At 70.0% G+C, this 21,572-nt stretch carries 21 protein-coding genes; 10 read left to right on the top strand and 11 right to left on the bottom strand.

The genetic code is table 11. The features are described from left to right. Positions 1-4: 4 nt before the first annotated feature. Entirely contained in the window at positions 5-910 is a 906-nt protein-coding gene (locus ACLNGM_RS01315; RefSeq protein WP_416356867.1) for a LysR family transcriptional regulator, read from the bottom strand. Positions 911-1,043: 133 nt separating this feature from the next. On the opposite strand from ACLNGM_RS01315, the gene ACLNGM_RS01310 reads away from it, so the two are divergent. The 10 genes from ACLNGM_RS01310 to ACLNGM_RS01265 all read left to right on the top strand — a co-directional run bounded on the left by ACLNGM_RS01310 (position 1,044) and on the right by ACLNGM_RS01265 (position 10,173). Further along, positions 1,044-1,766: a LamB/YcsF family protein gene (locus ACLNGM_RS01310; protein ID WP_416356866.1), complete on the top strand. Its 723-nt coding sequence runs from the start codon at positions 1,044-1,046 to the stop codon at positions 1,764-1,766. Between the two features lie 45 nt (positions 1,767-1,811). Continuing rightward, entirely contained in the window at positions 1,812-2,045 is a 234-nt protein-coding gene (locus tag ACLNGM_RS01305; RefSeq protein WP_090962735.1) for an acetyl-CoA carboxylase, read from the top strand. After that, positions 2,045-3,409, top strand: coding sequence for an acetyl-CoA carboxylase biotin carboxylase subunit (locus ACLNGM_RS01300; RefSeq protein WP_416356865.1), 1,365 nt, complete (start codon positions 2,045-2,047; stop codon positions 3,407-3,409). The genes ACLNGM_RS01305 and ACLNGM_RS01300 overlap by 1 nt, the downstream gene beginning before the upstream one ends. An 11-nt stretch (positions 3,410-3,420) precedes the next feature. Next, complete coding sequence (locus ACLNGM_RS01295) at positions 3,421-4,296, top strand: 5-oxoprolinase subunit B family protein (RefSeq protein WP_416356864.1); 876 nt, start codon at positions 3,421-3,423, stop codon at positions 4,294-4,296. Beyond that, positions 4,286-5,257 carry a biotin-dependent carboxyltransferase family protein gene (locus tag ACLNGM_RS01290; protein ID WP_416356863.1) on the top strand — a complete coding sequence of 324 codons (972 nt, stop codon included), beginning with the start codon at positions 4,286-4,288 and terminating at the stop codon, positions 5,255-5,257. Before ACLNGM_RS01295 ends, ACLNGM_RS01290 begins: the two co-directional genes overlap by 11 nt. A 188-nt stretch (positions 5,258-5,445) precedes the next feature. Continuing rightward, positions 5,446-6,204, top strand: a complete 759-nt coding sequence (locus ACLNGM_RS01285) for an ABC transporter ATP-binding protein (protein WP_416356862.1) — start codon at positions 5,446-5,448, stop codon at positions 6,202-6,204. Then, positions 6,201-6,935, top strand: coding sequence for an ABC transporter ATP-binding protein (locus ACLNGM_RS01280; protein ID WP_090962745.1), 735 nt, complete (start codon positions 6,201-6,203; stop codon positions 6,933-6,935). Before ACLNGM_RS01285 ends, ACLNGM_RS01280 begins: the two co-directional genes overlap by 4 nt. A 2-nt stretch (positions 6,936-6,937) precedes the next feature. Beyond that, positions 6,938-7,843, top strand: coding sequence for a branched-chain amino acid ABC transporter permease (locus tag ACLNGM_RS01275; protein WP_416356861.1), 906 nt, complete (start codon positions 6,938-6,940; stop codon positions 7,841-7,843). A gap of 4 nt (positions 7,844-7,847) precedes the next feature. Beyond that, positions 7,848-8,936 carry a branched-chain amino acid ABC transporter permease gene (locus tag ACLNGM_RS01270; protein ID WP_416356860.1) on the top strand — a complete coding sequence of 363 codons (1,089 nt, stop codon included), beginning with the start codon at positions 7,848-7,850 and terminating at the stop codon, positions 8,934-8,936. Positions 8,937-8,979: 43 nt separating this feature from the next. Next, entirely contained in the window at positions 8,980-10,173 is a 1,194-nt protein-coding gene (locus ACLNGM_RS01265) for an ABC transporter substrate-binding protein (protein ID WP_416356859.1), read from the top strand. A gap of 102 nt (positions 10,174-10,275) precedes the next feature. On the opposite strand, the gene ACLNGM_RS01260 is transcribed toward ACLNGM_RS01265, so the two are convergent. From ACLNGM_RS01260 to torT, 10 genes are all read right to left on the bottom strand, one after another. Then, entirely contained in the window at positions 10,276-10,941 is a 666-nt protein-coding gene (locus ACLNGM_RS01260; protein WP_416356858.1) for a nuclear transport factor 2 family protein, read from the bottom strand. Then, positions 10,938-12,320, bottom strand: coding sequence for an aspartate aminotransferase family protein (locus tag ACLNGM_RS01255; protein WP_416356857.1), 1,383 nt, complete (start codon positions 12,318-12,320; stop codon positions 10,938-10,940). The genes ACLNGM_RS01260 and ACLNGM_RS01255 overlap by 4 nt, the downstream gene beginning before the upstream one ends. Before the next feature lie 53 nt (positions 12,321-12,373). After that, positions 12,374-13,093: a LamB/YcsF family protein gene (locus ACLNGM_RS01250; RefSeq protein ID WP_416356856.1), complete on the bottom strand. Its 720-nt coding sequence runs from the start codon at positions 13,091-13,093 to the stop codon at positions 12,374-12,376. Between the two features lie 9 nt (positions 13,094-13,102). Beyond that, on the bottom strand, positions 13,103-15,448 hold the full coding sequence (locus ACLNGM_RS01245; protein WP_416356855.1) for a xanthine dehydrogenase family protein molybdopterin-binding subunit: 2,346 nt from the start codon (positions 15,446-15,448) through the stop codon (positions 13,103-13,105). Beyond that, a complete protein-coding gene (locus ACLNGM_RS01240; protein WP_090965620.1) occupies positions 15,441-15,929 on the bottom strand; it encodes a (2Fe-2S)-binding protein in 489 nt (162 codons plus the stop codon). The genes ACLNGM_RS01245 and ACLNGM_RS01240 overlap by 8 nt, the downstream gene beginning before the upstream one ends. After that, complete coding sequence (locus tag ACLNGM_RS01235) at positions 15,926-16,759, bottom strand: FAD binding domain-containing protein (RefSeq protein WP_090965622.1); 834 nt, start codon at positions 16,757-16,759, stop codon at positions 15,926-15,928. The genes ACLNGM_RS01240 and ACLNGM_RS01235 overlap by 4 nt, the downstream gene beginning before the upstream one ends. Before the next feature lie 125 nt (positions 16,760-16,884). Continuing rightward, complete coding sequence (locus tag ACLNGM_RS01230) at positions 16,885-17,898, bottom strand: ABC transporter permease (RefSeq protein ID WP_416356854.1); 1,014 nt, start codon at positions 17,896-17,898, stop codon at positions 16,885-16,887. Further along, entirely contained in the window at positions 17,891-18,886 is a 996-nt protein-coding gene (locus ACLNGM_RS01225) for an ABC transporter permease (protein WP_416356853.1), read from the bottom strand. The genes ACLNGM_RS01230 and ACLNGM_RS01225 overlap by 8 nt, the downstream gene beginning before the upstream one ends. Further along, positions 18,883-20,424 (bottom strand): sugar ABC transporter ATP-binding protein, encoded by a 1,542-nt coding sequence (locus tag ACLNGM_RS01220; protein ID WP_416356852.1) that lies wholly within the window; start codon positions 20,422-20,424, stop codon positions 18,883-18,885. The genes ACLNGM_RS01225 and ACLNGM_RS01220 overlap by 4 nt, the downstream gene beginning before the upstream one ends. Before the next feature lie 24 nt (positions 20,425-20,448). After that, complete coding sequence (gene torT, locus ACLNGM_RS01215) at positions 20,449-21,522, bottom strand: TMAO reductase system periplasmic protein TorT (RefSeq protein ID WP_416356851.1); 1,074 nt, start codon at positions 21,520-21,522, stop codon at positions 20,449-20,451. Between the last annotated feature and the right edge of the window lie 50 nt (positions 21,523-21,572).

The raw sequence follows: 21,572 nt of genomic DNA, 5'->3' as shown, positions 1-21,572 counted from the left end.
GCCTTCAACCGCCGCCGCCCATCGTCACCGACATGAAGGCGCGAAACACGGCCGCCTGCGGCGGGATTTCGCGCGCGCGGGCCCAGGCAAGGCCGACGTCCATGCTGGGGATCGGCTCCACCAGCGAGCGCACCTCGATGCGCTGGCCCTCCAGCGACCACGGCCGGTAGACCATGTCGGACAGGATGGTGACGCCCATGCCCGACGCCACCAGCGAGCGCACCGCCTCGACGGAGGCGGTGGTGAGGACGGGTCGCGGCTGGAGGCCGGCGGCGTCCCAGTAGCGGACGGCGGTGGTCTTGGCCTCGTCCACGGTCAGCATCACGTAGTTTTCGGCGGCGACGTCGGAGAGGGTGATCGCGGGCCTCGTCAGGAGATGGTGGTCGGCCGGCAGCCACAGGCGGCGGCGCGAGCGCACCAGGGTCTCGCAGTCGATTTCGCCAGTGCGCGCGAGATTGGAGACCAGCATCACCGCCATGTCGACGTCGCCGTCGACGACGCCCGCCTCCAGCGCGTCGCGCGGCAGCTCGGCCACCTCCACCTCGATCTGCGGATAGAGCTTTCGGAAGCGCGCGTAGTACCGTGACATGAAATAGCCGACCACCGTGTAGGTCATGCCGAGGCGCAACGTTCCGGCTTGGCCCTCTCGGTCGCGAAGCGGGCTCTGGAGCGCGGCGGCGACGGCGCCGGTGATGGCGCGGGCCCGCTCCAGGAAGCGCGTGCCCTCCATCGTCAGCCGCACACCGGAATGGGTGCGCTCGAAGAGCTTCACGCCGAGCTCGATCTCGAGCGACTTGACGGCGGCCGTCACCGCCGACTGCGAGATGTTGAGCTCAACGGCCGCATGGCTGACCTGCCCGCTGTCGGCGGTGGCGATGAAATAGTCGAGCTGTCTCAAGGTGATGGTCATCGAAACCCTTGCCCGACCAACGTATCGGTTTTTTCGATATCATTTTCAAAAAATGACTATTTCACAACAAACCGAAGTTGCGCAAAAAAATTGCAACGCCAAAATTTTGGCAGTTGCGAAGGCGGGGGAGACGATGGGGGTCACACTCAACTGCGACATGGGCGAGGGCTTCGGCCTCTACGTCCTCGGCGACGACGCCGGGCTGATGCCGCTGATCGACGTCGCCAACGTCGCCTGCGGGTTCCACGCCTCGGACCCCGACCATATGCGCAAGACGGTGCGCCGCGCCAAGGAAAACGGCGTGAAGGTCGGCGCCCATCCCTCGCTTCCCGATCTCGCGGGCTTCGGCCGACGCGAGATGAAGCTCAGCCGTGATGAGGTCGCCAATCTCGTGATCTACCAGACCGGCGCGCTGAAGGGCTTTCTCGACGCCGAGGGCATGGTGCTGAACCACATCAAGCCGCACGGCAGCCTCTACGGCATGGCCGCCCGGCAGGCGGAGGTCGCGCACGGCATCTGCGACGCGGCGGCGGTGTTCGGGGTGCCGCTCTTCGGCATGACCGGCACCCTGCACGAGACCGTCTACCAGGCGCGCGGCATCCCCTTCGTGCATGAATTCTATGCCGACCTCGACTATGCGCCCGGCGGCAAGCTGATCGTGACGCGCGAGCACGACGCCAAGGACCCGGCGCTGATGGCCGAGTACTGCCTGCGCGCGCTGCGCGAGGAGGAGGGCACCGCCAGCGACGGCAGCCGCTTCCCCGCCAAGGCCGAGACGATCTGCGTCCATTCCGACACGCCCAACGCCGTCGACATCGCGCGCGCCGTCCGCGCCGCGATCGCCTCCTGGCATTGAACTTGCAAGCCTTCGCCCGAACCCCCGTTCCCCGGAGTTCCTGACATGCCGCAGATCCTCTCGCCGCTTCCCGGCACGTTCTATCGCAGCGCCTCGCCCGACAAGCCGCCCTACAAGGCCGACGGCGACGCGGTGGCGGTCGGCGACGTCATCGGCCTCGTCGAGGTCATGAAGTCGTTCCACGAGGTGCGCTCGGAGGTCGCCGGCGAGAACGTGCGCTTCGTCGCCGACAACGAGGAGCCGGTGATGGCCGGCGCGCCGCTCGCGGACCTCGACTGATGATCGGCAAGCTCCTCGTCGCCAACCGCGGGGAGATCGCGGTGCGCATCATCCGGGCCGCGAAGGATCTCGGCATCGCGACGGTCGCCGTCCACTCGGCGGCCGACGCAGACGCGCTTCATGTGCAGCTTGCCGACGAGGCCGTCGCGATCGGGCCGCCGGCGCCCAAGAAGTCCTATCTCAGCATTCCGGCGCTCCTGAAGGCGGCGGCGGACACAGGCTGCGACAGCGTTCATCCGGGCTATGGCTTCCTGGCCGAGAACGCCGAGTTCTCCGACGCGGTGACGGCCGCGGGCCTCGTCTTCGTCGGGCCGTCCGGGGATGCGATCCGCCTGATGGGCGACAAGGTGTCCGCGCGGGAGGCCGCCGCGAGGGCGGGCGTTCCGGTGGTGCCGGGCTCCAAGGGCCGTGTCGAGGGGATCGAGGCGGCGCGCGAGGTGCTGGCCGAGACCGGCTTCCCGGTGATGATCAAGGCGGCGGCAGGCGGCGGCGGACGCGGCATCCGCATCGCCAATAGCCAGGCCGAGTTCGACCAGGCGTTTCCGCAGGCCGAGGCCGAGGCGCTCGCCGCCTTCGGCGACGGCGGCCTCTACATGGAGAAGGTGATCGGCCGCGCCCGGCATATCGAGGTGCAGGTGCTCGCCGACGGCCGGGATGCGATCCACTGCTTCGAGCGCGAGTGCTCGCTGCAGCGCCGCCGCCAGAAGGTCTGGGAGGAGGCGCCCTCGCGCGCCTTGTCGCCCGCGCTGCGCGAGGAGCTCTGCGCCTCGGCCGTCGCGCTCGCAAAGGCCGTCAACTATTCCGGCGCCGGAACGGTCGAGTATCTCTACGACGACGCGGCCGACCGCTTCTACTTCATCGAGATGAACACCCGCATCCAGGTGGAGCATCCGGTGACGGAAGCGATCACCGGCATCGACCTCGTGGCCGAGATGCTGCGGATCGCGGGCGGCGAGCCGCTGCGGCTGAAGCAGGCGGACGTCGCGGTGAAGGGCCACGCGATCGAGGTGCGCCTCAACGCCGAGGACCCCGCGCGCGACTTCGCGCCGTTCCCCGGAACCGTCGAAACGCTTCGTATTCCCGGCGGGCCCGGCGTGCGGTTCGATTCGATGCTCTACCCCGGCTACGGGGTGCCGCCCTTCTACGACTCGCTTCTCGCCAAGCTTATCGTCCACGGCGAAACGCGCGAGGCGGCGATCGACCGGCTGGTCCGGGCGCTCCGCGAGACCGAGATCGGCGGCCTGAAGACCACCAAGCCCCTGTTCCTGGCGCTCGCCGCCGATCCGGCCGTCCGGGCCGGGGACGTGCACACCCGCTGGCTGGAAGGCTGGCTCACCGACAATTCGGCGGCGCTCGGCGCCTGACGGGAGGATCGATGTCGATACGCTTCAGCTTCGGCGGCGACGAACACATCTTCGGGGAAGTCTCCGAAGAGATGTCGCTCGCTTCCTTCTTCACCGGCCTGTCGATGACCAAGGCCGTGCGCGACGCCAGGATTCCCGGCGTCACCGAGATCTGCCCGGCCAATGCCAGCTTCCAGATCCGCTTCGATCCCGACAAGATCAGCCCGCAGGACCTCCTGAAGGAGCTCCAGTCCTTCGAGGCGGCGGCAGCCCAGTCCGACGAGACGCTGGAGACGCGCATCATCGAGCTGCCGGTCTATTTCCAGGACCCCTGGACGCACGAGACCGGCCAGCGGTTCCGCGAGCGGCACCAGGACCCGTCCTCGACCGACCTCGAATATTCCGCGCGCATCAACGGCTACGCCACCGTCGAGGAGTTCATCGCGGCCTATTCCGGCCAGCCCTGGTTCGTCTCCATGGTCGGGTTCGTGGCGGGCCTGCCCTGGCTCTACCAGATGGTCGAACGCCAACGGCAGATCGAGGCGCCGAAATACCTGCGGCCCCGCACCGATACGCCCAAGCTCACCATCGGCCATGGCGGGTGCTTTGCCGCCATCTACTCGGTGCGCGGGGCAGGCGGCTACCAGATGTACGGCGTGACGCCGGCCCCGATCTACGATCCGACGCGACAGGTGAACTACCTCCGGGACGAGATGTGCCTCTTCAAGCCGGGCGACATCGTGAAGTTCAAGGCGATCGACCGGGCCGAATACGACGCGACGCTGGAGGCGATCGAGGCCAACACCTTCGCGCCGAAGATCCGTCCCTGCCGCTTCAACCTCGCCAAGTTCAACCGCGACATCGCGGGCACCAACGCCAAGCTGATGGAGCTTCTCGATGGGCGTTAACGTCATTGCGCCGGGTCTCGCCACCACCGTCCAGGACCTCGGCCGCCCCGGCTACTACCATCTCGGCATCCCGGAAGGCGGCGGCATGGACCGCTTCGCGACGGTGATCGCCAATCTCCTCGTCGGCAACGACGCGAACGCGGCGCTGCTCGAGGCCACCTTCATGGGGCCCGAGCTCGAGTTCACCGAGGACGCCTCGGTCGCCGTCACCGGCGGGGAGCTGCCGCCCAAGGTCAACGGCGAGGAGCGCCCGACCTGGGAAAGCTTCCCCGTGAAGGCGGGCGACCGCCTGTCCTTCGGCTTCCTGAAAGGGGGCGCGCGCGCCTATATCGCGATCTCCGGTGGCATCGACGTGCCGGTCGTGCTCGGCTCGCGCACGACCTACGTCCTCGGCGCGCTCGGTGGATTCGAGGGCCGGGCGATCAAGGCCGGCGACGTCCTGCCGGTCGGCAAGGGGCCGAACACCACGGGACGCAGCCTGCCCGCCCATCTTCGGCGCGCGCCCGCCAACCCGGCGGAGCTTCGCATGCTGCCCGGCATCTATTGGCACCGCATCACGGAAGCCGCCGGCCAGCGCTTCTTCGAGGATACCTGGAAGGTCGCCCCGGAGGCCGATCGCATCGGCTATCGCTTCCGCGGCGGGGCGCCGCTGGAGTTCGTGGAGCGCGAGCAGCCCTTCGGCGCCGGGTCCGATCCGTCCAACATCGTCGACGCCTGCTACCCTTATGGCTCCGTCCAGGTGCCGAGCGGCACCGAGCCGATCGTGCTCCACCGCGATGCGGTCTCGGGCGGCGGCTACATGATGCTCGGCGTCGTGATCTCGGCCGACATGGACCTGATCGCGCAGCTCCAGCCGCACACGCCCGCCCGGTTCCAGCCGGTGACGATGGACGAGGCGCTGGCGGCGCGGGCCGACGCCAGGACGGCGCTCCAGCGCGCCAGGGATCACGTCGCGGGCTGAGCGCCTGCCGAGAGGCGCGCCGGTGGGGGCCGGCGCGGGGAGCTCCACGAGGGATGTCCGGCCGCGGCCGGGCGTCCGCAGTGACCGGCCCGCTCGGCCGGTTCGAAGGGGGCCTTGGCGAATTGCCGACGGTCCGGCCTTCCGGCCGGGCGTCGCGCCCTTCCATCGCGAGAGAAAGGGAATGGCGCATGCGAAGCTTGAGGGCGGATTCCGTCTCCGTCGCCTTTGCCGGGCTGAAGGCCCTGTCGGCGGTGGATCTCGAGATCGTGCCGGGGCGCATCACCGGCCTGATCGGGCCGAACGGCGCCGGCAAGACGACGCTCGTCAACGTGCTGACCGGCTTCCAGGCGCCGACGGGCGGCGCCGTGCAGCTCGACGGCGCGAGCTTGTCCGGCCTCAAGCCCTTCCAGGTCCGCCGTCGCGGCATCGCGCGCACCTTCCAGGGCGGGCGCCTGTTTCGTGATCTTCCGGTGATCGACAATCTCGAGGTGACCGGCGTCGGGCTCGGCCTGTCGCGCCGTCAGGCGGTCGCTGAAGCCGAGGCGATGCTCGAGTGGATGGGCATCGCGGCGCTCGGGTCCCGCATCGCCGGCACGCTGCCCTACACCGACGAGCGGCGCGTCGCGATCGGGCGCGCGCTGATGGGCCGCCCGGCCTTCGTCCTCCTCGACGAGCCGGCGGCCGGCATGAGCGGGCCGGAGGCGTCCGAGCTCTCGGCGCTGATCCGGCGCATCGCGGCCGATCTCGGCTGCGGCGTCCTTCTCATCGAGCACAATGTCGGGCTGGTTCTCGGCCTGTGCGAGCACATCGTGGTGCTGGATTCGGGCGCCGTGATCGAGGAGGGGCCGCCAGCCGCCATCCGCGCCAGCGAGAAGGTGCGCCACGCCTACATGGGCACCGCCGCCGATGCCCCGGTTCCCGTCGAAGCGCTGGAGATCGCCCCGTGAGCCTTCTCGAACTCTCCGGCATCACCATCCGCTACGGACGCCTCACCGCCGTGCGCGAGGTGTCCTTCTCGCTCGACGAAGGCGAGATCCTCTTCGTCACCGGCCCGAACGGCGCCGGCAAGTCCTCGCTGATGCGGGCGATCGCGGGCGTCACCCGGCCCGCCGAGGGCACGATCCGGCTCGCCGGCACCGACATCACCGCCGAGAAGCCGGAAGGCATCGCGCGCCTCGGCGTCTCCATGGTGCCGGAAGGGCGCGAGGTGTTCGGCTCGCTCACCATCGAGGAGAACCTCATGGTCGGCACCGGCATGCGCGCCAGGGACCCCGGCGCCAAGGCGCGGGCGGCGGCCGAGCTCGAGGCGGTCTACGCGACGTTCCCGATCCTGAAGGAGCGCCGCCACCAGCAGGCCGGCCTCCTGTCCGGCGGCCAGCAGCAGATGCTGGTCATCGGCCGCGCCCTGATGACGGGCCCGAAGCTCATCGCCATCGACGAGCCCTCGCTCGGGCTCGCGCCCAACATCACCGACCAGGTCTACGAGCGGCTGATCGCGTTGCAGCGCGAGCGGTCCCTGACGCTCCTCGTCGTCGAGCAGAGCTCCACCCGCGCGGTGATGGTCGGCGGGCGGATGATCCTGATGCGCGGCGGGCGCGTCCTTCTCGACGGCGACGCGCGCGAGCTTGGCGACAGCGAGGCCATCAAGGCCGCCTATTTCGGCTACGAGGAGCACTGATCATGCTGCAGGTCGTCTTCGACGCGCTCTCGCTCGGCTCCCTCTACGCCCTCGGCGCGCTCGGCATCGCGCTGATCTTCGGCGTCATGCGCCTCGTCAACTTCGCCCATGGCGACGTCATCGCCTTCTCGATCTTCGCGCTGCTCTGGCCCTCGACGGATGCGATGGCGGTCGTCTTCGCCGGCCAGCTGCCCTGGTATCTCCTCGTGCCCTTCGTGCTGCTCGTCGGCGCCGGGCTTTCGGTCCTGTGCGAGATCGTCGTCTTCCGGCGCTTCCGGCACGCCAGCCCCGCCACGATGATGATCGCCTCCTTCGCGCTCGGCTTCGTGATCCGCTACTTCCTCCTGATGCTCTTCACGAGCCGGCCGAAGTCGATCTCGCTGCTGCCGGGCCTGTCCCAGCCCGTCGAGATCCTCGGCGCCCGCCTGCCGCTCCTCCAGCTCATCACGATCCTCGCGACCGTCGCGATCCTCGTCGGCCTCACCCTCTTCCTGCGCCGCACGCGCTTCGGCCTGGAGATGCGCGCGGCGGCCGAGAACTTCTCGATGGCCCGCATGCTGGGCGTGAAGGCCAACCGCGTGATCATGGGGGCCTTCGCCCTGTCGGGCGCGCTCGCCGCCGCGATCGGCCTGATCTTCGGCTCGCAGACCGGCACCGTCGACATCCAGATGGGCGCCTCGCTGATGCTGATGGCCTTCATCGCCACGGTGATCGGCGGGCTCGGGAGTCTCGCGGGCGCGGTGCTCGCGGGCTTCCTCCTCGGCGCCGCGTCGGTGGTCATGCAGGTCGCCCTGCCGCTCGACGCCCGCGCCTTCCGCGACGCCTTCGTCTACGCCGCCGTGATCCTCGTGCTCCTGTTCCGCCCGCAAGGGCTGATCGCCGCGCGCGGCACCAAGGAAAGGGTCTGATCCCATGACCACGCCCTCCGCATCGCTCCCCATGGCGGCCGCCTCTCTCGGTGAGGCGCGCAAGCCCGCGCGCTTCGCGCTCGCCGGGCGCACGATCCTGACGCCGATCCTTCTGTCGCTGATCCTCATCGCCATCGCGGCGGCCACGGTCTGGACCGGCTCGCGGCCCTTCAACCAGACGGTGATCGACGTCTTCGTGCGCGTCATCTTCGTGGTCGGCCTCTACATCTTCATCGGCAATTCCGGCGTCCTGTCCTTCGGCCATGTCGGCTTCGCGTGCCTCGGCGGCTACATGGCGGCCTGGCTCACCATCAATCCGGTGATGAAGGCGAGTGCGCTGCCGGGCCTGCCCGACCTCATCCTCTCCGCGCGTCTGCCCTACTGGCAGTCGGCGGCGATCGCGGCGCTCTTTGCGGGCCTGGCGGCCCTCGTCTTCGGCCGGGTGCTGATGCGCCTGTCGGGCATTGCCGCCTCGATCGCGACCTTCGCGGTACTCGCCATGATCAACACGATCTACGCCAACTGGGATTCAGTAACGGGCGGCACCTCGTCGGTGGTCGGCATTCCGATCGTGCGTACCCTCTGGCCCTATCTCGTCGGCGCCGTGGTCGCGGTCTTCGTCGCCTGGGCGCACGCGATCTCGCGCTCGGGGCTGGCGCTCCGGGCCGCGCGCGACGAGCCGACGGCGGCCAGCGCGTCGGGCGTCGACATCCCGCGTGAGCGCCTCGTCGCCTTCACCATCTCGGGCGCGGTGATGGGCATGGGCGGCGCGCTGATGGCCCATTCCGTCGGCGTCGTCACGCCCGACACCTTCTATCTCGGCCTCACCTTCATCACGCTGTCGATGCTCGTCGTCGGCGGCATGAACAGCCTGACGGGAGCCGTTCTCGGCACCGTCATCCTCTCCGCCCTGATCCAGATCCTGCGCTGGTTCGAGGCGGGCGTGTCGGTCGGCGGCACCGAGATCGCTCTGCCGAAGGGCCTTCAGGAGATCGCCCTCGGCATCATCATGATCGTGATCCTCGCGCTCCGGCCGGCCGGCCTCTTCGGCCGGGCCGAGATCACGCTTCGTCGAAAGTCCCGCAACATCTGATCCCGCCGGCATGACGCCGGACGGTCCAGCAAAGGAGACGTGCATGACAAAGACCCAGCACCTTGTCGCAGCCGCCCTGGCCTCGGTGACTCTCACCGCGCCGGCCTTTGCGGCCGACGACACGATCAAGATCGGCTTCGCCACGGCCGAGTCCGGCTTCATGGAGGCCTACGACAAGCCGGCGACCGACGCGGCGCTCATCCGCATCGACGAGATCAACAAGGCCGGTGGCCTCCTCGGCAAGCAGATCGAGGTGGTGAAGGCCGACACCAAATCCGACCGCGCCGAGGGCGCCAAGGCGGGCCTGACCGTCATCGACGACGGCGCCGACCTCGTGGTCGTTTCCTGCGACTACGACTTCGGCTCGCCCGCCGCGCTCGCCGCCGAGGACGCCGGCAAGGTGTCGTTCTTCCTGTGCGCCGAGTCCGTCAAGGCCGGCATCCAGGGCGTCGGCCCGCTCTCCTTCTCGGCCTCGGTGCTCGCCCCGGTACAAGGCGCGGCGATGTCGGAATGGGCCTTCAAGGAGAAGGGGGCCAAGGACTTCTACAAGCTCCTCGACACCTGGACCGTCTACAACAAGGGCATCTGCGACGGCTTCGACTGGATGATGCCCAAGCTCGAGGCGCAAGGGGCCAAGCTCGTCGGCGAGGACACGTTCAAGAACGAGGACGCCTCGATCGCCGCGCAGATCACGCGCATCAAGTCGCTGCCCAAGGAGCCCGACGCGATCATGCTCTGCACCATGATGCCGGGCGGCGTCTCGGCGGTGAAGCAGATCCGGGCGGCCGGCATCAACTCGATGATCCTGACCGGCTCGGGCATGGACGGCAGCTACTGGCTGCCCGCGGTGCCCGACCTGTCGAACTTCTTCATCCCGGTCCAAGGCTCGATCTACGGCGACGACCCGAACCCGGACGTCAAGAAGTTCAACGCTGCCTTCAAGGAGAAGACCGGCGCCGACCCGTCCAGCCAGTACGCCTATCCAGGCTACGTGATGGTGGACGTCTGGGCGAAGGCCGTCGAGCGCGCCGGCTCCACCGACGCCGAGGCCGTGGTGGCCGAACTCGAGAAGATGAAGGACGAGCCGACCCTCTTCGGACCGCGCACCTTCACCTCCGAGCTGCACCACCAGAACAGCGCGACCTATCTCGTGGTCGACGTCGAGAAGGGGAAGCCCGGCGTCGTCGGCAAGTGGACCCTGTCCGAGCCCGTGCCGATGGACGCGATCATGAAGTAAGGATGAGGGCGCCGTCCTCGGACGGCGCCCCGACGACCGAAAAAGGCCCCGGCCGCGCGATGCGGCCGGGGCCTTTTTCGTCCGCCCGATGCCGAGCGGCCGTCAGGTCCGGTTCTTGCGGTAGGAATCCTTCAGCGAGATCAGCTCGCCGTCGAAGTGGAAGATGTCGCAGCCGTCGACCTCGACACGCGCGCCCGCCGCCGACGTTCCGACGAAGCGCCAGGACGAGAGACCCCTATCGCCGGAGACGGCATGGGCCCCTCGCGTCCACGCCGCATCGGGGAAGGACGCGAACAGGGCGGCATAGGCGGCGCGCACCGCGTCGCGGCCCTCATGCCGCGCGCCGTCCGGTCCCGGTCCCGCCGAGCCGTGGAAGGCGCAGGCGTCCGCCATGCAGGCCATCAGCGCCTCGACGTCGTGGGCGTTCCAGGCGGCCATGAATCGGTCGAGCACGGCGAGGCGGCGCGCCGACAGGTCGCTGTCCACCGCCTCGACCTCCAGGAAGGAAAGGGGCCCGTCGCCACCGTTGACGACGTTGTGGGCGACCCCGGTGCGCCGGGAATAGGGCACGCCCTGCCGAAGCTCGGCGCTCGCCGCTCCGCCGTCTGGCAGGCCGAGATCGAGGCGTCCGTCGGTGAGGGGGACGATGACGTAGTCGTGCCCGTGGATGTGCCAGCCGGTCTCGGCGCCCGGCTGGAACCGCCATTCCGTGACGCGGAACCGCCCGTCGTCGATATGGACGACGGGCTCGGCCTTGGCCCGGCTCACAGCAGTCCCTCCTTGTGCGCGGCGTCGGTCAGCCGCGCGAGCGTTCGTCCCATGCGGGCCATGATCTCGTCGATGTCGTCGGCGGTGACGATCATCGGCGGGCAGAGCGCCAGCTGGTCGCCGATGGCGCGGAAGATGAGCCCCTCGTCGTGGCCGATCACTGCGGCCATGCGCCCGACCGCGCCCACCGTCTCGAAGGGACGCTTCGTCGCCTTGTCGGCCACGAGCTCCAGCGCCCCGATCAGCCCGTCGCCGCGCGCCTCGCCGACCAGCGGATGATCGGCGAACGAGCGAAGGCCGCCCTGGAACTGCGCCTCCAGCCGCGCCGCGTTCCCCGCCCAGTCCTGCTCCTCCATGATGGCAAGGTTCTCGAGCCCGACGGCCGTCGAGACCGGATGGCCGGACGCCGTGAAGCCGTGCCCGAAGACGCCGACCTTGGCCGAGTTGTCGGCGATCGGCGCGTAGACATGGTCCGAGATCATGACGGCCGCGAGCGGCATGTAGGAGGAGGTGATCTGCTTCGACAGCGTCATGATGTCGGGCGTGAAGCCGTACTTCTGGCAGCCGAACGGCGTGCCGAGCCGCCCGAAGCCGCAGATCACCTCGTCGGCGACGAGAAGGATGTCGTTCGCCCGGCAGATGCGCTCGACACCCTCCCAGTAGCCGGCGGGCGGCGGCATCACGCCGCCGGCCGCCATCAGCGGCTCGCCGATGAAGGCGGCGATCGTGTCGGCGCCCTCTTCCGCGATCACGGCCTCGAGTTCGGCGAGCAGCCGCTCGGTGAACACCGCCTCGCTCTCGCCCTCCTGGCCGAAGCGCCAGTAGTGCGGGCAGGTGAGATGGCGCACCGGGATCGCCGGCAGGTCGAAGTCGCGGTGGTTGACCGGCAGACCCGTCAGCGAGCCCGACGCGATGGTGATGCCGTGATAGGCCTTTGTGCGGGCGAGGAACTTCTTCTTCTCCGGCCGGCCCATCGCGTTGGAGCGGTACCAGACCATCTTGACGATCGTGTCGTTGGCCTCGGACCCTGACGAGGTGAAGAAGGCGCGCGTCAGCGGCCCCGGCGTGATCTCGGCGAGCTTCTCGGCCAGCCGGATCGAGGGCTCGTTCGATTTGTGGGTGAACGTGTGGTAGTAGGGCAGCTTCAGCATCTGGGCGTAGGCGACGTCCGCGAGGCGCTTCTGCGAGAAGCCGGCGCCGACCGACCAGAGGCCGGCCAGCCCCTCGATGTACTCCTTGCCCTTGTCGTCGAAGACGCGGATGCCCTCGCCGCGCTGTATCACCATCGGCCCCTGCGCCTCGTGCGCGCGAAGGTTCGTGTTCGGATGCAAAGTGTGCGCCATGTCGGCCGCAGCCAGCGAGTTCGAAAGCGTGTCCATGGGGTCACCGGGTTTCAGGTCGGGAGGGAAGGGCTAAGCGCTGCCGGGGCGCTTTACCCGTGTTCGTCGATCACGCGCCGCAGCACGGCGGCGACGTCGCGGGCATTGGGCGGGTCGGAATGCATGCACACGGTCTCGAAGCGGACCGGCCGCAACGTCCCGTCCGACGTCTCGAGCTGCCCGTCCCGGAGCGCGCGGCGCATGCGCGCCTCGACGAGGGCGAGGTCGATCTCGCTCTGCACCCGCGGGATGAGCAGCCCGCCGTCCGGCCCGTAGGCGAGGTCGGGGAAGAACTCGCCCTCGAAGGGAACGCCGAGCTCGGCGGCCGCCGTCTCGTGATGGGTTCCGGCAAGGCCGAAGAGCGGCACGCCGAAGGGCTGGACGGCGCGCGCGATGGCGCTTGCCGTCTCGAGGTCGCGCGCCGCCATCCCGTAGACGATGCCGTGCGGCTTGACGTGCGTGAGCGTGCCGCCCTCGGCGCGCAGGATGCCGGCCAGCGCCCCGATCTGGTAGAGGAAGGCGGCGGTGAGTTCGTCCGGCTGCAGCTTCATCTCGCGCCGGCCGAACCCCTCGCGGTCGGGCAGGGAGGGATGGGCGCCGACGCGCTTGCCGAGCCGGAGCGCGAGGCGCACCGTCCGCAGCATGGTCATCGGGTCCGAGGCGTGGAAGCCGCAGGCGATGTTGGCGCAGTCGATCCGGGGCATGATCCCCTCGTCGTCGCCGAAGCGCCAGTTGCCGTAGCTTTCGCCCATGTCGCAGTTCAGGGTGACCATACGAGGCTCTCAGGCGAGGATGTTGTCGCGGAAGTCGCGGGCGATGTGATCGAGCGCCGGCGCGGGCTCGCGGCCGTGCAGGAGCTTGAGGACACGCGGCGGCGTCAGCGGCAGGCGCTGCACGGGCTTGCCCGTCGCGCGCGCGACCGCGCAGGCGATCGCCGCGCCGACGCCGAGGATCGGCACCTCGCCTGCGCCCTTGGTGCCGAGCGGCCCGATCGAGGGCGCGCCCTCGAAGAGATCGACGGCGACCGGCACCGCGTCGCCCGCGAGCGGCACGCGATAGGTCTCGAAACCGTCCTGTGCGATCCGCCCGTCCGCGGTGATCGTGACCTCCTCGTGGAGCGCATAGCCGAGACCCTGCACGACGCCGCCCTGGACCTGTCCGAGGATGGCGCGGGGGTTGAGCGCCCGGCCGACGTCCTGCACCACGCGATAGGCCAGAACCTCGACATGGCCGGTGTCGGGGTCCACCGCGACCTCGGCCTCGTGCACCACGAAGACCGGAATATCGAGCGCGTCGATGAAGTGCCCCATCGCGCAGCCGGACATGGCCGGCGTTCCCGCCGCGGTGAAGGCGCCCGAGCCGCTGATCGGGCCGGTGGTCCAGTGCGCGTGGGCGACCACGGCCGCGATCGTGGTGCCCGAACCCGGCCGGCCGCGGATGGCGACGCGTCCCTGTTCGAGCACGAGGTCCTCGGGGCGCGACTGAAGCATCTCCGCGGCCGTCTTCAGGAGCTTCTCGCGCACCTCGGCACAGGCCGAGACGCTGGCCGCCCCGATCGAGACCGTGGTGCGCCCGCCGCCGACGCCGACATCGAGGCCCGCGGCGTCCGTGTCGGCCTCGCGCACCACGACGGAGGCCGGATCGAGCCCGAGCTCGCCCGCCACGATCTGCGGCAGCGCCTGCACCATGGTGCCGGACCCGATCTCGACGCCGGAGGTGACGAGCACCGCGCCGCCGTCCGTGTTGAGGTGGACCGTGGCGGCCGAGGGGCCGGTGAAGACGAACCAGGTGCCGACGACGGTCGCCATGCCGTAGAGACGGCCATCGGCCCGCGCCTCCGCCGTGCCGGTCCTGGCGCGCAGCGCCTCCATCCGGTCGATCATCGGGGCCAGCACGTCGCCCTCGAAGCGCTGGCCGGTGGCGCCGAGATCGCCGTCGCCGACGACGTTCTGCCGGCGGAACGCCAGCGGATCGAACCCGAGCGCCTCGCAGATCTCGTCGGTGTGCCGCTCCAGCGCGAACGTGTTGTAGACGCCGTTGCAGGCCCGGAAGGCGCCGTTCGGCGGCGTGTTGGTGTAGACGGCGCGGCTCGCGAGCCGCATCGCGCCGACGCGGTAGTTGCCGCCGAGCGTGTGGGCCGTCATCGTGGTCAGGAACACCTGCTCGCCGCCATAGGCCCCGCAGTCCATCAGGACCACGGCCTCGCGCCCGGCGATCTCGCCCTCTCGCGTCACTGCCGAGCGGATCACGATCTCGGCGTTCTCGCGGCAGAGGCAGGTCGCCATCTCCTCCTGGCGCGAGTTCTCAAGGACCACGCTGCGCCCGCTCATCCGGGCGAGGAGCGCGGTGATCGGCTCGATCGTCGCGTCGAACTTCAGACCGAAGCCGCCGCCGACGGGGGGAACGGTGACGCGCACCTGGCCCGGCCCGAGGCCGAGCGCCCGGCCGGTGACGCCGCGCACCGTCCAGGGCACCTGCGTCGAGGTCTGGATATGGGCTCGCCCATCCTCCCAGGTGCCGATGGCGACGCGTGGCTCGAAGGGAACATGGCTCTGCCGTCCGACCGTGAAGCGGCTCTCGATCACGCTCACGTCGTCCCGCGCGAAGGCCGCCTCGACATCGCCGCGCACGGTCCGCGCCTCCCAGGCGACGTTGCCGCCGCGCGCCGCGCCTTCCGTGAGGACGTCGTAGTCGCGCCAGCCCTCGTGCACGAGCCGCGCGCCGGGCTCGAGCGCCTCGGCCATGGTGAGGACCGGGGGGAGCGGCTCGACCTCGAGGACGATCGCCGCGACGGCGGCACGCGCCTGCGCCGCCGTTTCGGCGGCGACGGCCGCGATCGGCTCGCCGTGGTAGCGGATCGCGTCGACGGCAAGGAGCGGGTGATCGGCGATGCCGATGCCGTAGAGGCCGGGCGCATCGCGACCCGTGGCAACGGCGCGCACCCCGGGCATGGCGAGCGCCGCGGAGACGTCGAGCCGCAGGATGCGGCCGGCCGGCACCTCGGCGCGCAGGAGCGCGGCATGGAGCGTGTCGGGGCTCACCCGGTCGATCGTGTATTTCGTGCGTCCGCGCAGCTTGTCGCCCGCGTCGCGCCGCGGCAGGTCCATGACGGCGGCCGGATCAGACATCGGAGCCTCCTGCGCCTGAGGCATTCGTCGGGGCGAGGCCCGCCAGCACCGCATCGACGATGCGCTCGTAGCCGGTGCAGCGGCAGATGTTGCCGGTCATCGCCGCCTTCACCTCGTCGCGGCTCGCGGGCGGCCGGTCGCGGAAGGCGGCCGACAGGCTCATGACCATGCCGGGAAAGCACATGCCGCACTGGACGACGTCGGCGGCCTCGAAGGCGGCCTGAAGCGGATGGGCGGCACCCGGCGGGACGAGCCCCTCGATCGTGGTGACGCGCCGGCCGGCCAGTCCGGCCATCGGAACGAGGCAGGACATGCGCGCCTCGCCGTCGACATGGACGGTGCAGGCGCCGCAGAAGCCCTCGCGGCAGACGGCCTTGGTGCCGGTCAGGAAGCGCTCGCCGCGCAGGACGTCGACGAGCGGGGTGAGCGGATCGCCGGCAAAGCCGCAGGGCTCGCCGTTCAGCTCGAAACGAACGCTCATGGCCGGGCCTCCAACGCGTCCAGCGCTCGCTTCACCAGCGCGGGCAGGACGGTGACGCGATACCAGCCCTCGGCCTCGACGCCGTCGCGGCCCTCGAAATCCATATGCGCGGCGGCAAGACGCGCGCCCTCGTCGGGCGAGACCGGCCGAGCGCCGATCGCCGCCTCCAGCGCCGTCCAGCGACGCGCGACGGGTTCGACCGAGCCGACCGCGATGCGCAGCGTACAGTCGGCCCGGCGCGCGATGGAGACGATCGCCACCGGATAGTCGCCGGCCTTTCTGAGGGGCAGGCGGGCATGGGCGCTCATGACGGCCTCGCGCGGCAGGTGGACGCGGGTGAGGATGGCGTCGGCAAGATGCGCCGGTCGATCGACGAGGAACGCGTCGAGGGGCAGGCGCCGCGGGCCGCCGCTCGCGGCCAGTTCGACCTCGGCGCCCTGCGCCAGCAGCGCCGGGGCGAGGTCGGCGGCAGGGAAATCGGCGGTCGCCAGATTGCCGCCGAGCGTCGCGGCATGGCGGATCGCCGGGTTGGCGGAACCCGACGCCGCGGCGACGACGCCCTCGAGGCCCGAAAGTCCTCTCAGCGCGCTCGCGACCGCCGCATGGCTGAGGCCGGCGCCGAGCGTGACGGCGCTGTCGGTCACCATCACTTCGGTGAGCGCGGGGATGCGGTCGAGAAGGACGACGGAGGCGGGCAGGGGATCGCCCCGCCGCTCGGCGCGCATCATCCAGGTTCCGCCCCCCATGACGCTCGCGCCCCGAGCCAGCGCCTCGATCGCACCGTCGAGACTGTCGGCGAAGACGACATGCCGCTGCGGCGTGTTCAACATGGCGGGGCCCCTTTCGTCCGCTTCCGTCCTGGGCGTCGCCTTCGACTGTGCGCCGGAGGCATTGCCCTTGTGAAATACGACTTCCTTGATTGGCTTATCGGAAAAACCGAAAACGCTGGCGTGTGTCACCGCCCGGACAGGCGCGCCCGGTCCAGGACCACGCCGAGGATCACGATGACCCCGAGCACGATCATCTGCACGTAGCCGTCGATCCGCGTCAGGTTCATGCCGTTCGACAGGATGGTGACGAAGAGCGCGCCGAGCACCGCCGTGCCGACGCCGCCGCGCCCGCCGGCTAGGCTCGTGCCGCCGACCACGGCCGCCGCGATCGCCTGGAGCGAGAGCGAGCCGCCGAGGTTCGGCTCGCCCGATCCGGTGCGCGCCGTCATCATCAGGGCGCCGAGGGCGGCAAGGCCTGAGCACAGGAGATAGGCGAGGGCGAGGATGCGCTTCACCGGCAGGCCAGCGACGGCGGCCGCGCGCGGATTGGTGCCGACGAGATAGAGCGAGCGACCGAAGACAGTGCCGGTCAGGACGAGATGGAGAAGAAGCGCGACGAGGATCGCGATCGCGATCGCCGCCGGCACGCCGAAGACGCTGCCGCGGTAGAGCATGTCGGAGAAGAGGTCCGGCACGCCCTGCACCGGCCGGCCGCCGGAGATCGTCGTCGCGACGCCGATGGCGACGTTGTAGGAGCCGAGCGTCGCGACGAAGGGGCTGACGCCGAGGAACGCGACGACGATGCCGTTGAAGGCGCCGGCCGCAAGGCCGATGCCGAGGCCCGCAAGGAGGCCGAGAACGAGCACCGCGACCGGCGACAGGCCGGCCGCCGCCGCGGCCGCCAGCGCCATGGCGGAGGCGACCGAAACCATCGAGACCGTCGGCCCGAGCGACAGGTCGAAGCCGCGCGTCAGGATCACCACGGTCTGCGCCATGGCGAAGAGGGCGAGGTAGCTCGTCTGCTGCGCGACGTTGAGGAGATTGGCCGGGCCGAGCACCCGCGCATCGACCGCCGAGAAGCCGAGAAGAAGGACGACGAGGGCGATCGGCAGGGCCGCCTGCCAGAGCCGCTGCCGCAGTGTAGGGGCGTCGGACGGGGCGGCCATCGCGAGGGTGGGCGAGCTTGATGCGTCAGACACGCGGCTTTCTCCGTCGTCCGAGTTCCTCGACCGCCACCGCCGCCACCATGATGAGCCCAAGGAAGACCGGCTGCAGGCGGGCGTCGACATGAAGGAGGTTGAGCGCGTTGCCGAGCGTCGTCAGGAACAGCGCCGACAGGGCGACGATCTCGACCCGGCCGACGCCGCCGCGCAGCGACACGCCGCCGATCACGGCCGCCGCGATCGACTGCAGCATCATCCGGTCGCCGCCGAAGCTCGCCTGGCCGGAGCCGACGAGCGCCGTGTAGAGGATGCCGGCACCCGCCGCGAAGACGCCCGACAGCGCATAAGTGCCGACGACATGGCGTCCGATCGAGACGCCCGACACGACGGCGGCGTCCGGATTGCCGCCGATCGCATGGACATAGCGCCCGAACAGCGTGCGCCGCTGCACGAAGACCATGACGAGGAGGACCGCGAGCGCGATGAAGACAGCGTAGGGCAGGCCGAAGGCCTGTCCGCGGCCGAAGCCTTTCACGAAGCCGTCTGGCATGCCGTAGACGGGGATGCCACTCGTGATCATCAGCCCGACGCCGGCCGTAGCCGACATGGTGCCGAGCGTGACCACGAAGCCGGACACCTTGAGGCGCGAGACGCACAGGCCGTTGACGAGGCCCACAACGAGCCCCGAGCCGAGGCCGGCCGCCACGCCGATCGCGACGATCGCCGCATCGTTTCCGGGGAAAATGCCGGCCGCCCATCCCATGACCTTGGCGGTGACGACGCTTGCCAGCGCCACCACGGCGCCGACCGACAGGTCGAAGCCACCGGCGATGATGACGATCGCCTGGCCGAGCGCCACGATCGTCAGGAAGGAGGCGTTGCGCAGGATGTTGAGGACGTTGGCGGGCCCGTAGAACTGCGGCGAGACCAGCGACATGGCGACGACGAGGAGAAGGAGCGCGACCGGCAGCATGCCGATGCGAAGGGTGAGGCCGCCGGGGCGGCGGGCGGCGATCGCGCTCATGCGGCCGCTCCCGCGCGCTGCTCGCGGAAGAAGCTCGCAAGGACGTTGGTCTCGGTCTTGTCGGGGCCCTCGAGCTCGGCGGCGATCCGGCCGTGGTGCATGACGTAGAGCCGGTTCGACAGGGCCAGCACCTCCGGCAGTTCGGACGACACGACCACCACCGCAGCCCCGGCTTCCACGAGACGCTTCATGAAGTCGTAGACCTCGAGCTTGGCGCCGACGTCGATGCCGACGCTCGGCTCGTCGAACAGGAAGACCGTCAGCTCGCGCGTCAGGGCGCGGCCGAGCATCACCTTCTGCCGGTTGCCGCCGGACAGGTTGCCGACCGCCCGCTCGATGCCCGCCGGACGCAGCTTCAGCCGCTCCATGATCGGGCCGACCAGCGCCCGCTCGGCCCGGCGCTTCAGGATGCCGGCGCGCGCGAAGCGCGGCAGGTCGAGCGCCGTCATGGAGGCGTTCTCGCGGATCGGCCGCGACAGGGCGAGGCCCTCGGCCACGCGGTTGGCGGGAAAGTAGGCGGCGCCGCGGCGCAGGCTCGCGCGCGGGGAGGGGGGATCATAGGGCTTGCCATGCAGGCGGATGCGACCGCCCGCGATCGGCTCGAGCCCGTAGACCGCACGCACCAACTCCGACTTGCCGCAGCCGACGAGCCCGGCGATCCCGGTGATCTCGCCGGCCCGCGCGTGGAAGTTGACGCCGGCCACCGTGCCATCCGCGGTGGACAGGTTCTCCACATCGAGCGCCATCGCGCCGGGCGCGTGGGTGATGGCGGGAAACAGGACGTCGATGCGACGCCCGGTCATCAGCTCGACGAGTTCGCCGTCGGTCACCGTGGCGGCATCCAGCGTCTTGATATGGCGGCCGTCGCGCAGCACCGTGACGCGGTCGGCAAGGGTGCGGATCTCGCGCATCCGGTGCGAGACGTAGATGATGCCGACGCCCTCGCGCTTCAGCCGCGCGATCAGCTCGAAGAGCCGTCCCGTCTCGCGCTCGGTGAGCGAGGCGGTCGGCTCGTCGAGGATGAGGAGCCTCACGTTGCCAAGGAGGGCTTTGGCGATCTCGGCCATCTGCTGGTGGGCGCGCGACAGGTCGTCGACCCGCGCGCCCGGGTCGAGGTCGAAGCCGAGCTCGTCGATCAGTTCGCGCGCGCGCCGGCGCATGGCGCCCGACTTCAGGACGCCGGCGCTCGACGCCTCGCGGCCGAGGAAGAGGTTTTCCTCAACCGTGAGGCTCGGCACCAGCGAGAACTCCTGGAACACCGGGCTGATGCCGATCTGGCGCGCCCGGTGCGGAGAGAGACGGCCGATCTCCTCGCCGTTGAAGCGGAAGGAGCCGGCGTCGGGCGGGAAGGTGCCGGAGATGACGTTGATCAGCGTCGACTTGCCGGCACCGTTCTCGCCGAAGAGGACATGGAGCTCGCCCGCGCGCACGTCGAGATCGACGCCGTCGAGGGCGAGGACGCCCGTGAAGCGCTTGGTGATGCCGGACAGGCGAAGCAGGGGCTCCCCATGTCCGGCGGGCGCGTGGGCTCGCTCCATGCCGTTCTCCATGTCGCGCGGGTCCTACTTCGCCTTGACCGAATAGACCGGGGTCCAGTCGGCGGGGGCGAGGACGAGGTCCATCTTGACGTTCGGCACCGTGGTCTTGTCGATGACGGCGGCTTCCGGCTGGACGAGCTTGACCACCGGCTTCTTCTCGATGAGGCGGATCGCCTGGTCGATGCCGATCGCGCCTTCGCCGACAGGATACTGGGTGGCGAAGGCCAGGATGTCGCCGCGGTTCAGCGCGTCGAGCATCGCCTGGTTCTCGTAGGAGGAGATGATCTTCATGTCGGTGCGGCCAGCCTCGGCCACCGCGCCGATCGCGGCCTCCGCCGTCGGCGCGGTGCCCCAGATGACGTTCATGTCGGGATAGGTCTGGAGCGCGTCCTGGATCAGCTGGAGCTGGACGGCGACGCCCGAGTCGCCGAACTTCTCGTCCAGGATCTTGACGTTGGCGTTGCCGGCGACCTCCTTCTTGAAGCCCTCGTTGAAGCTTTCCGCCCACCCTGAGCCCGCGGGGCCGGGGAAGGTGACGACATTCGCCGTCTCGCCCGAGCCGAGGCTCGCCAGAAGGCCCTTGGCGGTCACCCCGCCCATCGCCGCGAAGTCGACGAAGTTGGCGGCCGGCAGCTTCTCGATCGGCACCGGATTGACGACGCCGATCACCGGCACGCCCTTGGCCTTGGCCTCGTCGAACTTCTGCGCGAGGCCCGCGCCGGAGATCGCGCCGACGATGATGGCGTCCGCGCCGCTCGCGAGGCAGTCGTCGAACTGCGAGAGCTGGCGCGGCAGGTTCTCGTAGCCGCCCGCCTCGTAGAGCGTCATGTTGACGTTGGCGGCCTCGGCCTGTTTCACGACGCCGTAGGCGACCGCGACCCAGAAGCTGTCCTTCATGTGCGGGAAGAGGACGCAGAGATTGTAGGGTTTCTCGGCCTTGCCCACCGGCGTGTACTCGGCCGGGGTCGGCGTGCCGGAGGAGGAATCGAAGATCTTCATCGGGAACCAGCTCTCCTGCGCCGAAGCGGGGGAGAGCGCGGCGAGCGACAGGCCGGTCGCAAGCCCGAGTGCGCGGGTCATGGCTTGAAAAGGCGTCATGGCATCGATCCTTCAGGCTTCGGGAGGAGAGAGGGAGGGACGGGGCCGTC

Origin of the sequence: Aureimonas phyllosphaerae (assembly GCF_047943035.1) — a bacterium.
GTDB lineage: Bacteria > Pseudomonadota > Alphaproteobacteria > Rhizobiales > Rhizobiaceae > Aureimonas > Aureimonas phyllosphaerae.
This window is presented reverse-complemented; position numbering and strand designations above follow the sequence as displayed.